Genomic DNA, 12233 nt, shown 5'->3' with positions numbered 1-12233 from the left:
GTGGGTTCGGGGGGTGGGTTCGGGGGGTGGGTTCGGGGGTGGTCGGGTGCGGGGCGTGGGGGCTGGTCGCGCAGTTCCCCGCGCCCCTTGGGTGCGCCGGGTGGCCGTCCGCCCGATCGTGCCCAGCGGGTGACGACGGCCCCGAGGGGCTGCACCGGGAACAACGGGCTGGCCCGGACAGCGGCAGGGACTCAGCCCGGCGTCGGCGCCCCCGCCGAGAAGCGGCGCAGCAGCGGCGACAGCACCAGCACCGACTTGGTCCGCTCCACGAACGGCTCCCCCGCGATCCGTTCCAGCACCCGCTCGAAGTGCCGCATGTCCGAGGCGAACACCTGGGCGACGGCATCGGCGTCACCGGTGACGGTCGAGGCGGCCACCACCTCCTGGTACCGCTCCAGCCCCCGCTGGATGGTCTCCGGCGAGGTGTTGCTGCGGCAGTAGATCTCCACGAACCCCTCGGTCGCCCAGCCCAGCGCCGAGGGATCGACGCGCACGGTGAAGCCGGTGATGGCCCCGGTCGCCCGCAGCCGGTCCACCCGCCGTTTGACGGCGGGCGCGGACAGTCCGACCAGATGGCCGATGTCCGCGAAGGAGCGGCGGGCGTCCTCGGCCAGGGCGTGCAGAATGCGTTCGTCGAGATCGTTGAGCACGGAGGAAGTAGAACACGGCCGCGACCCGGGCCCCGGTTCCGATCCTGCTCAGATCAGGTCAGGTCAGGTCCTTGGTGAGAAAGAGACAGGGGTCGGCGCACTCGACCGTCGTCCCGTCCCGTTGCCGGTACGCGTAGCGGTCCACGTAGGCGATGAGCGGCCGGTACCCGAGGCGCGCGTACAACGCCGCCGCGCGCGGATTGCCGTCGCCGACCCCGAGTCCGACGACGGTCAGGCCCCGCTCCCGGACCAGGTCCTCGGCGCGGTGGATCAGCGCGGTGCCGATGCCGCGCGAGCGCAGCCCGTCCCGCACGCCCAGGCCGTTGATCTCCGGGCAGCCGACGGGCACCTCGGGCGCGGCGCAGCCCCGCCAGCGGATCTCGGCGTGCCCGGCGGGGTCGCCGTCGAGCCGGGCGACGAGGTAGGTGCTCTCCCCCGCCTCCTGCCGGGCGAAGCGGGGGGCGTGGAAGGAGGCGGCACCGGGCGTGCCGAGACACCGGTCGAGCGCGGGGAGGTCGGCGGCGCGGCAGACGGCGATGTCGACGCGGGCACGGTTCATACGAGGCACGCTAGACCGCCCCGGTCGGCGGGCGCCCCCTTATTTCCGGCGCCCGTTCCGGCGCCCGTCTCCGGCGCCCGTTCCCACGCCCGCCGGATCGGCCCGCCGGGCCGGGGCCCTCGGCTCAGCTCCAGCTCGCGTGCAGCGGCTTGCCCTCCGCGTAGCCGGCCGCGCTCTGGATGCCGACGATCGCCTTCTCCGCGAACTCCTCCAGAGAACCCGCACCGGCGTAGGTGCAGGAGGAGCGGACGCCCGCGATGATCGAGTCGATCAGGTCCTCGACGCCGGGCCGGGCCGGGTCCAGGAACATCCGGGAGGTGGAGATGCCCTCCTCGAACAGCGCCTTGCGGGCCCGGTCGTACGCCGACTCCTCCGAGGTCCGGTTGGCGACCGCCCGCGCGGAGGCCATACCGAAGGACTCCTTGTAGAACCGCCCGCCCGAGTCCTGCTGGAGGTCGCCCGGCGACTCGTACGTCCCGGCGAACCAGGAGCCGACCATCACATTGGACGCGCCCGCGGCCAGCGCCATGGCGACATCGCGCGGGTGGCGCACCCCGCCGTCGGCCCAGACGTGCTTGCCGTACCTGCGGGCCTCGGCGGCGCACTCCAGGACGGCGGAGAACTGCGGCCGGCCGACCCCGGTCATCATCCGCGTGGTGCACATCGCGCCGGGCCCGACGCCGACCTTGATGATGTCGGCCCCGGCGTCGATCAGATCCTTGACGCCCTCCGCCGACACGATGTTCCCGGCGACGAGCGGCACCCGCGGGTCCAGATCGCGGACCAGCTTGATCGCGCCGATCATCGACTCCTGGTGGCCGTGCGCGGTGTCGATGACCAGGGTGTCCACGCCCGCGTCCAGCAGTTGCCGGGCCTTGCCCGCCACATCGCCGTTGATCCCGACGGCGGCGGCGATCCGCAGGCGCCCGTTCGCGTCCACGGCCGGGGTGTAGAGCGTGGCGCGCAGGGCGCCGGTCCGGGTGAGGATGCCGGCGAGGCGGCCCTCGGCGTCCACGGCGGGGGCGTAGCGGCGGTTGGCGCCGTCGAGCCGGTTGAACGCCTCGCGCGGGTCGATGTCCGCGTCGAGCAGCAGCAGGTCCTTGGACATGACGACTTCGAGCTGGGTGAAACGATCCACCCCGGTCAGATCCCGGTCGGTGACGACACCGAGGGGCCGCTGCTCCGCGTCCACCACCACCCCCGCGTTGTGCGCCCGCTTGGGCAGCAGGGCGAGGGCGTCGGCGACGGTCTGGTGCGGGGCGAGCACGATCGGGGTGTCCAGCACCAGATGCCGCCCCTTGACCCAGCCGACGACCTCGGCGACCACGTCGATCGGGATGTCCTGCGGCAGCACCACGAGGCCGCCCCGCCGCGCCATCGTCTCGGCCATCCGCCGCCCGGCGATGGCGGTCATATTGGCGACGACCAGCGGGATCGTGGTCCCCGTGCCGTCCGGGGAGCTGAGGTCCACGGCCTGCCGCGAGCCCACGGCGGACCGGCTCGGCACCATGAAGACGTCGTCGTACGTCAGGTCGTACGAGGGACGGGTGTCATTGAGGAAACGCACGTGCTGCACATCCCAGGAGTTCGGCGGCGGCCCCCGGACAGGACCGCCAGGGGGAAGAGCACGTACTTCATTGTCCCATGCCGCCCGGAACACCCGCCCCGGTCGTTTCATCCATGCTGGTCAGAGTGGGTTTAGGAGGTTCCTCCAAGAGGGCGCTGCCGCGGCTTCACGAGTCTTCGCGGAGGACGAGGACGAGGGCCACGGTCAGCCCGGTGGTGGCGCGCAGGGCGTCCCCGAACACCTCCCGGGCGGCCTCCCCGCGCGCCGCAGTGATCACCGCCGGAGTGCCGCTCACCGCCCCGGAGGGGCACGGAGATGGGGAACGGGACGGACCGTGGCACGCGTCCCACGCGGCCACTGTCCGTCCCGCCCCCCATCCCGTCCCCGTACGACCCTCGGCGGGGTCCGTCCAGGTCGTCCGTCAGGGTCCGTCAGGGTCCGCGCGGTTCAGCGCGGAGGGCGGCGGGCCGCCCGCCGTCATCAGATAGTCCGCCGCGGAGGTGTCCGTGACCAGGCTGGTGACCAGGCCCGAACGGAGGACGGCGTCGATCGCCGCCGCCTTGCGCTGGCCGCCGGCGATGGCGACCACCTCCGGCACCCGGCGGAGCTGGTCCGCCTTGACGGTGATGCACCGCTCCCCCAGGTCCCGCCCGACCCGGCGGCCCTCGGAGTCGAAGAGGTGCGCGGCCATCTCGGCGGCGACGCCGAGCGAGGCGTAGTGCGAGCGCTCCTCGTCGCTGAGCATGTCGTGCACGGTGGAGATGCCCGGCTCCCAGGAGCCGATCGACACACAGGCCACGGTGACCTTGTCGAAGTACTCGAACGCGCGGGCGATCCCGGTCTGGTGGCGCAGCGCCTCCGCGGTCGCCGCGTCCGGCAGCAGCATCGGCGCGTAGATCGGGTGGGCGTCGCCCCCGGACACCTGGGCGGCCCGGCGCACCGCCTCCACCGAGCCCCGCTCCGAGGTCCCGGCGTCGTACACACCGGTGAGCTGGACCACCGTGCACGGCGGGAGCTTGTCGAGGGCGGCGGCCATGTGGATCGTGGACCGGCCCCAGGCCAGGCCCAGCACATCGCCCTCGTTGACCAGTTCGCCGAGCAGGTCCGCGGCCACCTCGCCGAGGTTCTCCGGGTCGGGGGTCTCCTCGGCCTCGGCCGGGGACTCGACGACGACGGCGTGCCGCAGCCCGTAGCGGGCGCGCAGCGCGTCGGAGCGCTCGGCGTCCAGCTCGGCGGGGACCCGGATCTCGATCCGCACGAGATCCCGTTCCAGGGCGGTCTCCAGGACCCGGGCCACCTTGAAGCGGCTGACGCCGAACTCCTCCGCGATCTGGATCTTCGATTTGCCCTCTAGGTAGAAGCGGCGGGCCATGGCCGCCGCCTGGACCAGCTCAGCGGGTCCCATCCGCGTGGCTGACCGGCCCGCCGACATACCCGACACGGCGATCTCCTCACTGCTGTTCACATTCTGGATTCACCGTTCATCCTCGCAGATTCGGCGGTGTTGATCAGCCCTGATGGGAGGCGTTCACGTTCCCTTGGCCGGGTGTCTGCCCGCCGGGGCAGGGCCGGGCCGGGTCCGGGCGCCGGAGGCACAGGGGTGGTCCACCCACTGCCGCCCAGGTGGACGGCGCTGCCGGTGCCGGTGGTCCACCGGCCCCGGGCGCGGCGTGGCGGAAGGCGGTGAGCGGTATTCCGCTTGATTCCGCTTGATTCCATTTGGTTCGGCGTGATTCCGCGTGATTCCGCGTGATTCCGCTACGCCCCGTGCTGATGCGTGCATGCCCAGGATGCCTTGGCGGTGGCCGACTCGGCCTGGGCGCGCAGCGCACGGACGGCCTCCGCCGGGTCGGAGGCCCCGTAGACCGCCGAACCGGCGACGAAGACATCCGCGCCCGCGTCGGCGCATCGCTCGATCGTGTCCGCCGAGACACCTCCGTCGACCTGGAGCCAGAGTTCAAGTCCATGTCTGGCGATCAGCTCACGGGTACGGCGGATCTTCGGCAGCATGATGTCGAGGAACGCCTGCCCGCCGAAGCCGGGCTCGACCGTCATGACCAGCAGCATGTCCAGCTCGGGCAGCAGGTCCTCGTACGGCTCGATGGGCGTGGCGGGCTTGAGCGCCATGGCGGCGCGGGCGCCCTTGGCCCGGATCTCGCGGGCCAGCCGCACGGGGGCGGCGGCGGCCTCGACATGGAAGGTGACGGAGGAGGCCCCGGCCTCCACGTACCCGGGGGCCCAGCGGTCCGGGTCCTCGATCATCAGATGCAGGTCCAGCGGGGTGTCCGTGGCCCTGGCGAGCGATTCCACGACCGGGACGCCGAGGGTCAGGTTGGGCACGAAGTGGTTGTCCATGACGTCGACATGGAGCCAGTCGGCGCCGTCGACGGCCCTGGCCTCGTCGGCGAGCCGGGCGAAGTCGGCGGACAGGATGCTGGGGCTGATCTGAACGGGCATGGGCCCTAGCGTGCCATGAGGGGGACCGGGGGGTGGGGGGTGGTGCGGTTTGGGTGGTCGGGTGCGGGTGGGGCGTGGCCGGGCGCGCGGTTCCCCGCGCCCCTTCACGGCGTCGCCCCTTCACGGCGTCAGGCTGTACGGCGTCAGGCTGTGCGGCGTAGGAGGGCCAGGTACATGGCGTCGGTGCCGTGGAGGTGGGGCCAGAGCTGGAGGTCGGGGCCCTCGCCGAGGTCGGGGACGCCGGGGAGGAGGGGGCGGGCGTCGATCAGATCGGCGTTCGGGAACTGCTTGAGGAGGTCCGACACCACCGCCCGGGTCTCCGCGAGGTGCGGGGAGCAGGTGGCGTAGCCGACGACCCCGCCGACCCGCACGGATTCCAGGGCGGTCCGCAGCAGCCCCCGCTGAAGGGGGGCGAAGCCGTCGAGGTCCTCGGGGCGGCGGCGCCAGCGGGCCTCGGGGCGACGGCGCAGGGCACCGAGCCCGGTGCAGGGGACGTCCATCAGGACCCGGTCGAAGCTGCCGGGCCGCCACGGCGGACGGGTGCCGTCGGCGGTGATCACCTGGTAGGGGCCGGGGTTTCCGTGCAGCGCGCGGGCGACCAGCCCCGCCCGGTGCGGCTGCCGTTCGGCGGCCAGCAGCGTCGCGCCCCGCTCCGCGGCGACCGCGGCGAGCAGCGCGGCCTTGCCGCCGGGTCCGGCGCAGCCGTCCAGCCAGGTCCGGTCGGGGCCGTCCAGCGGCGCGTTGGCGAGCGCGAGCGCCACCAACTGGCTGCCCTCGTCCTGCACCCCGGCCCGCCCCTCGCGCACGGCGTCCACCGCGCCCGGCTCCCCGCCCTCGGCCAGCCGCACGGCGTACGGCGACCAGCGCCCCGGTACGGCCGCCTCCTCGCGCAGCAGCTCCTCGGCCGTGGCCCGCCCGGGACGGGCGACCAGCGTCACCTCCGGCCGCTCGTTGTCGGCGGCGAGCAGTTCCTCGATCCCGGCGCGGCCCCCGCCGAGCGAGTCCCACAGCGCCGAGACCACCCAGCGCGGGTGGGAGTGGACGACGGCGAGATGGTCCTCGGGATCGTCGTCGTAGGGCGGCGCGACCTGCTCCACCCAGCCGTCCAGATCGTGCTGGGTGATCTTGCGGAGCACCGCGTTCACGAACTTGGCCCGGCCGTCGCCGAGCACCACCCGGGCCAGCTCCACGGTCGCGGACACCGCGGCGTGCGGGGGGATCCGGGTGCCCAGGAGCTGGTGCGCGCCGAGGCTGAGCACATCCAGCACCGGCGGGTCCACCTCGCGCAGCGGCCGGTCGATGCAGGCGGCGATGATCGCGTCGTAGGTCCCCTGGCGCCGCAGCGTGCCGTACACCAGCTCCGTCGCCAGCGCCGCGTCCCGCCCGTCGAAGCCGTCCTTCTCGCGCGCCTTGCGCAGCAGGGGCGGCAGGACGAGATTGGCGTACGCGTCCCGCTCGTCCACCGCGCGCAGCGCGTCGAAGGCGAGGATGCGGACGGGGTCCTTCTTGGGACGCCGGTAGGGCTTGCCGGTGGTGCCCGGCCGACCGGGCCGACGTGCGGTGTCGCTCACGAAAAGGTGCTCCGGGGAGGTCCGTCGATCAGTTCCTGATCGGTGCATACGGTGTCCACTCAGCGTACGTCGCGCCCGCGCGTCTACGCGCCCAGCAGATGACCGTCGGCGTCACGCACCCCGCGGGCCCAGTCCGCCGCCCGCATCGGCTTCTTGCCCTGGGCCTGCACCCACAGCAGCTCGACGGCGTGCGACCCGGTCCCGACATGGACATGATTCTTCCCGACCGCGAGCCGCCCCGGCGCGAGATCCTCGGTCCCGGGCGCGGGCGCGACCTGGATCAGCTTCAGCCGCTCGCCCCGGAACACGGTCCAGGCGCCGGGCGCGGGCGTGCAGCCCCGCACCACCCGGTCCACGCGCAGCGCGGGCGCCGCCCAGTCGATGTGGGCGTCCTCGACGGTGATCTTCGGCGCGAGCGAGACCCCGTCGGCGGGCTGCGGTACGGCGGTCAGGGTGCCGTCCTCGATGCCGTCCATGGTCGCGGCCAGCAGCCCGGCCCCGGCGAGGGCGAGCCGGGTGAGCAGGTCGCCGCTGGTGTCGGTGGGGCGGACGGCCTCGGTGACCGTGCCGTACACCGGCCCGGAGTCGAGCCCCTCCTCGATCAGGAAGGTGGAGGCGCCGGTGATCTCGTCGCCCGCCATGACGGCGTGCTGCACCGGGGCGGCGCCGCGCCAGGCGGGCAGCAGGGAGAAGTGCAGATTGACCCAGCCACGGGCGGGCACGTCGAGCGCGACGCGCGGCAGGAGGGCGCCGTAGGCGACGACGGGGCAGCAGTCGGGGGCGATGGCCCGCAGCCGCTCCAGGAAGTCGGCGTCGCGCGGCTTGGCCGGCTTCAGCACCTCGATCCCGGCCTCGTCCGCCCGCTCGGCCACCGGAGAGGCGATTAGTCGGCGGCCCCGCCCGGCGGGCGCGTCGGGACGCGTGACGACGGCGGCGACCTCGTGCCGCCCGGAGGCGAGCAGGGCGTCCAGGGCGGGGACGGCGACTTCGGGGGTACCGGCGAAGACGAGCTTCATGGGTGGGATCGAGCCTCTCGGGCGAGAACGAAACACGACCGCACGCCCATCTGCGGGCGGGCAGCGCACCAGTCTATGGGGGGTTGGGGGTGGGGGGAGGGAGGGGCGGGGGTTGGGGCCGGGGCTGGAGAGGGGGTTACGGAGGGGGCTGGGTGGTGCGGCGGGGGGGAGGCGGGGATTGCGGGGAGGCGGCCGGGGCGCCGGGAGGGGCGGCGGGTTCGGAGGGTTACGGGGCGGCAGGCACTGAGACATAGCGGTGGACGCCGGGATGGCGGGGCACGGAGGGGGGTTAGGGGAACTGGCCGAGCGGCGGGGCCGGAGACGGAGGGGGGTGTCGTGGCGGCCGGGTGGGGAGGGGTGAGGGGAGTTGGCCAGGGCGGCAGGGGCCGGAAGCAGAGGAGCCGACGCCGGAGCCACAGGGCTCGGAGGGTTGACGGGAGTCGGCCGGGACGGCGGAGGGGCCGGAGCAGACAAACGGACGCCGGAGCCGCAGGGCTCGGGGGACTACGGGGAGGCGGCCGGGACCGCAGGGGCCGAGACGAAGGCGGCGGGCGGGCGCGAAGCCTGCGAGAGAAGGGGGCCGGGGTAGAGGGACGCGGAGACGCAAGTGCGGACGCCTAGGCGGCGGGGGCGCGGCGACTGCGGGGGAGCCACCGGGACGGCCCGGCACGGTAGGGCGCGGCACCGGACGGGCGATGGCGGGGCGCGCAGAGGACAGGGAACCGCCGGGGCGACGGGGCGGGCGCCCTTCTCCCCCTCCCCCGGCGGGACCTCCCCCGGAGGGACCCCCTCCCCGGCGCACCGCAGGGGCGCCGCCCGCGCACGCGGCGCCATCGGGGGCGTACGCATATGCCCTTACGCCCCTGGAGCGTGACCCGCGGCGCGAAGACGCGTTGGTCAAGAAAGAGTTGACCAACGGGCCGCTGTAGTGGCCCGATCCTTATCTCCTCAACGCCGGTTCGAGAGGCTTGTTCATGGCCGACCACGCAACCCACGACGCCCAGGCTCGGGCCAGCCTGCACTTGCTGGTGCGGGACATCGAGCGGGTCCGCCGGCAGGTGGACGCGTTGCGCACGCTCACCGCCCAGTTGGGCAACGTCTACCGCCCGCGCCGCTCCGGACCCTCCACGGGCTTCGTCGTCTACGGACGGGCCCCCGCCCCGACCGTCCGGCTCGCCCAGGAGCTGCGGGACAGTGTCGAGACGCTGGTCACCGCCGCGGTCGACTTCGACCGTTCGCTCGGCTTCTCCTGGGACGCGGTGGGCTCCGCACTCGGGGTCACCAAGCAGGCCGTGCACCGCCGCTACGGCTCCCGCCGGGCCACCACGCAGGCCGCCGCCGAGGCCGAGCGCGCGACGGACCCGTCGGGTACCCGCGCGGTCAACGTCCCGGGCACCCTGCCGACCGTGCCCGCGGCCCGCGCGATGCCCACCCAGCCGACGGCGGGCAGCCCCGTCCTGCGGGACGACCCGCGCCCCACGGCCTTCCCGGGCCCCCGCAACGGCTGACCGCTCCCCATCACCTCACCCCCACCACCCCCACCCTCTGCTCCCCGCCCTCCCGGCCCGCCCCGGGAGGGCGTTCCCTTGCCCCGGCCCAACCACCCGAAGGCCAGCCACCACCGGATGCCCACAACCCCATCGGCCAAAGGGCAGCGCTCCCGAACGCCCCCGACTCGAGCACCCGAGGAGCACCCCTCACCGGACGCCGACCAGCCCGACCAGCCGAAGGGCAACCTTCACCGGATACCCCAGCCCCACCGGCCAAAGAGCAGCCCTCACCAGATCCCACCGACCCCACCGACCCCACCGACCCCACCGACCCCACCGACCAAAGAGCACCTCGCACCGGATCCCCACCGACCCGACCCCCCAAAGAACACCCCACCGTCACCCGATATCCGGCGGATCAATCCGCACCCGCACCGGACTCCCCTCAGCACTGCCACCCCCGCCCCCACGCCCACCCCCCGCGCGAGCCATCCGTGCCGCCTGGGCCGCCTTCAGCGCGGCGGCGAGGGCCGCGCCGCGGCCCGGTGGGACCCGGACCAGTGCCCGGTCCCAGGACTCGCCCGGCGGCGGCGCCCCCGTCCGCCGGGGCCGCCCCTGCGGGGTGACCGGCAGCGGCACGGGCCCCAGCACCTCCGCGCCCGGCGGCAGCCCGACCGCCCCCAGGAACCCGGCGACCGCCTCCGGCGGCCCCGCCACCGACGCCATCCGGGAGACCGGCGGGAACCCCAGCTCGGCCCGCTCGGCGAGTTCCCGTACCGCGTGGCCGACCGGATCCCAGCGCACCAGCGCCTGCACGGGCCGCAGCGTCGGCTCGGCGACGATCACGACCGTGCCGCCGGAGGGCTGGTCGCGGACCAGGGCGGCGGCGGCGATCCAGCGCCGCAGGGCGTCCTCCCCGGCACGCAGATCGGGCCGCCCGAGCATCGCCCACCCGTCGAGCAGCAGCGCGGCGGCATAGCCGCCCTCGGCGACCGGCTCGGCCCCCGGGGTGCTCACCACCAGCGCGGGCGCCCCCGGCACCGTATCCAGCACATGCTCCCGCCCGGAGGTGCGCACCGGCACGGAGGGGAAGGCGCGCCCCAGTTCTTCGGCGGTGCGGCGCGCCCCGACGACCTGGGCCCGCAGCCGGAACGACCCGCACTCCGGGCAGTGCCAGGCGCTCTCCCCCCGCCCGCACCAGCCGCACTCCAGCGCCCCTTCCGACCGCCCCTCCAGCGGCCCGGAGCAGTGCCGGCAGCGCGCGGGCGCCCGGCACTGCGCGCACGCCATCCTCGGGACGTACCCCCGCCGGGGGACCTGCACCAGTACCGGCCCCTGCCGCAGCCCGTCCCGGACCGCCTGCCAGGCGAGCGTGGGCAGTCGCGCGGCCCGCGCCGCCTCGTCCCGCGCGAGATCCCCGTCCCCCACGGTCCGCACCCGCGGCGCGGCCCCCCGCACCCGCTCCCTGGACGCCACGACCGGCCGCGCCCAGCCGCTCTCCACCAGTTGCGCCGCCTCCACCGTGCAGCTCCAGCTCCCGAGCAGGAACGCGCACCTGTCCTGCGCGGCCCGCAGCAGCAGCACCTCCCGCGCGTGCGGCTGCGGGGCGTGCAGCTCGCTGTGGCTGTCGTCCCCGTCGTCCCAGATCGCGACGAGCCCGAGGTCCCGTACCGGCGCGAACATCGCGGCCCGGGTCCCCACCACTGCCCGCACCGACCCCCGCCGCACGGCCAGCCACTGCCGGTACCGCTTCTCCGGCCCCGCCTCCGCGGTGAGCACCGCGTGCCGCCCCTCCCCGAGCAGCGCGGTCAGCGCGGCATCGACCCGGGCGACGGCCCGCCCATCGGGTACGACGACCAGCGCGCCGCGCCCCGAGGCAAGCGTGGCGGCGACCGCGCGGGCCAGTTCCTCGCTCCACCCGGGTCCCGGCAGGGCGTTCCACACCGCCCGGGGCGCACCCTGGGTGGCCAGCGCTTCAATCAGGGCGGCCCCGTTCTCGTACCGCGCCCACGCCCCCGCGTCGGGCACCGGGGGCGGCGGCAGCGGCTCGGGGGACGGGCGCCCCTCGGCGCGGGCGTTGCGCGGCGGAACGGCCAGTTGCAGCACATCGGCGAGGCTCCCGGCGTAACGGTCGGCGACGGACCGGGCCAGCCCGAGGAGTTCCGCGTCGAGCACCCGTTCGGGTGAGACGACCTGGGCGAGCGCGGCCAGCGGCCCGGAGTAGTCGCTCTCGGCGAGCCGCTCCACCAGATACCCGCCGATCAGGCCCCCGCCCTCACGCCGCCCGTCCCGCACCCGGTGCCGCCCGGCCCCGAACCGCACCCGCACCCGTACGCCCGGCTGCGCGTCGGCGTCCAGCTCCTTGGGTACCGCGTAGTCGAAGTACCGGTCCAGGTGCAGCACCCCCTTGTCCACCAGCACCCGCGCCACCGGCAGTTCCTCCGCCAGCGCGGCCCCCCGCCAGGTCCGCGGCTTGGCCCGGGGCGCCTTCGCCTGCCGCACGCTCTCCCGGATCAGCGCGAGCTGTTCCGGCGGCGGCACCCCCGCCCCGCCACCCTCCACGGCCCCGTCCTCGCTGCTCACCCTTGCATTCTTACCAAACCCCACTGACACCCCCACCGAAACGATCACCCCCGCCCCCGAAGCCCCCCGCCACCCCTCCCCGCCCAAAGCCCCCACACCCGCCATCCCCACTCCCCCACTCCCCGACTCCCCGACTCCCCGGCTCCCCGGCTCCCCGGCTCCCCGGCTCCCCGGCCGAAGCATTCACCACGTCCACCGCGGCGGTACAAGGCACCACCGCACACCACACCCCACGCCCCACGCCCAGCACCACGCCCCCCTCCGCCCGGAATCCCGCCCCCACCTCACCCCCTCACCCCCCACCCCCAAACACACCAAAGCCCGACCCCCCAAACCAAAG

Annotated in this window: 10 protein-coding genes; 1 reads left to right on the top strand and 9 read right to left on the bottom strand. The window is 74.8% G+C overall.

What is annotated here, in order from left to right:
- Nucleotides 1-191: 191 nt before the first annotated feature.
- The 8 genes from AB0O01_RS19360 to fmt all read right to left on the bottom strand — a co-directional run bounded on the left by AB0O01_RS19360 (nt 192) and on the right by fmt (nt 7820).
- Nucleotides 192-650, bottom strand: a complete 459-nt coding sequence (locus AB0O01_RS19360) for an Lrp/AsnC family transcriptional regulator (protein ID WP_365314841.1) — start codon at nt 648-650, stop codon at nt 192-194.
- Between the two features lie 58 nt (nt 651-708).
- The gene (locus AB0O01_RS19355; RefSeq protein WP_365314840.1) at nt 709-1209 is read right to left on the bottom strand and encodes a GNAT family N-acetyltransferase; all 501 of its coding nucleotides are present in this window, start codon (nt 1207-1209) and stop codon (nt 709-711) included.
- Nucleotides 1210-1333: 124 nt separating this feature from the next.
- The gene (locus AB0O01_RS19350; protein WP_365314839.1) at nt 1334-2776 is read right to left on the bottom strand and encodes a GuaB1 family IMP dehydrogenase-related protein; all 1443 of its coding nucleotides are present in this window, start codon (nt 2774-2776) and stop codon (nt 1334-1336) included.
- 166 nt (nt 2777-2942) lie between these two features.
- Entirely contained in the window at nt 2943-3071 is a 129-nt protein-coding gene (locus tag AB0O01_RS19345; protein WP_365314838.1) for a hypothetical protein, read from the bottom strand.
- Nucleotides 3072-3197: 126 nt separating this feature from the next.
- Nucleotides 3198-4241, bottom strand: coding sequence for a sugar-binding domain-containing protein (locus AB0O01_RS19340; protein ID WP_365314836.1), 1044 nt, complete (start codon nt 4239-4241; stop codon nt 3198-3200).
- A gap of 293 nt (nt 4242-4534) precedes the next feature.
- The gene (rpe, locus tag AB0O01_RS19335; protein WP_365314835.1) at nt 4535-5233 is read right to left on the bottom strand and encodes a ribulose-phosphate 3-epimerase; all 699 of its coding nucleotides are present in this window, start codon (nt 5231-5233) and stop codon (nt 4535-4537) included.
- Nucleotides 5234-5376: 143 nt separating this feature from the next.
- Complete coding sequence (locus tag AB0O01_RS19330; RefSeq protein WP_365314834.1) at nt 5377-6804, bottom strand: transcription antitermination factor NusB; 1428 nt, start codon at nt 6802-6804, stop codon at nt 5377-5379.
- A gap of 83 nt (nt 6805-6887) precedes the next feature.
- Nucleotides 6888-7820, bottom strand: coding sequence for a methionyl-tRNA formyltransferase (fmt, locus tag AB0O01_RS19325; protein WP_365314832.1), 933 nt, complete (start codon nt 7818-7820; stop codon nt 6888-6890).
- Nucleotides 7821-8794: 974 nt separating this feature from the next.
- Between fmt and AB0O01_RS19320 the strand changes: the two genes are divergently transcribed.
- Nucleotides 8795-9328 carry a hypothetical protein gene (locus AB0O01_RS19320; RefSeq protein WP_365314830.1) on the top strand — a complete coding sequence of 178 codons (534 nt, stop codon included), beginning with the start codon at nt 8795-8797 and terminating at the stop codon, nt 9326-9328.
- Between the two features lie 381 nt (nt 9329-9709).
- Here the strand turns inward: AB0O01_RS19320 and AB0O01_RS19315 are convergent, their stop codons facing one another.
- Complete coding sequence (locus AB0O01_RS19315; protein ID WP_365314829.1) at nt 9710-11893, bottom strand: primosomal protein N'; 2184 nt, start codon at nt 11891-11893, stop codon at nt 9710-9712.
- Between the last annotated feature and the right edge of the window lie 340 nt (nt 11894-12233).

It is taken from the genome of Streptomyces sp. NPDC093252 (genome assembly GCF_040683675.1).
Taxonomy (GTDB): domain Bacteria; phylum Actinomycetota; class Actinomycetes; order Streptomycetales; family Streptomycetaceae; genus Streptomyces.
The sequence above is the reverse complement of the archived record's forward strand: the minus strand, read 5'-3'. Positions and strand labels throughout refer to the sequence as shown.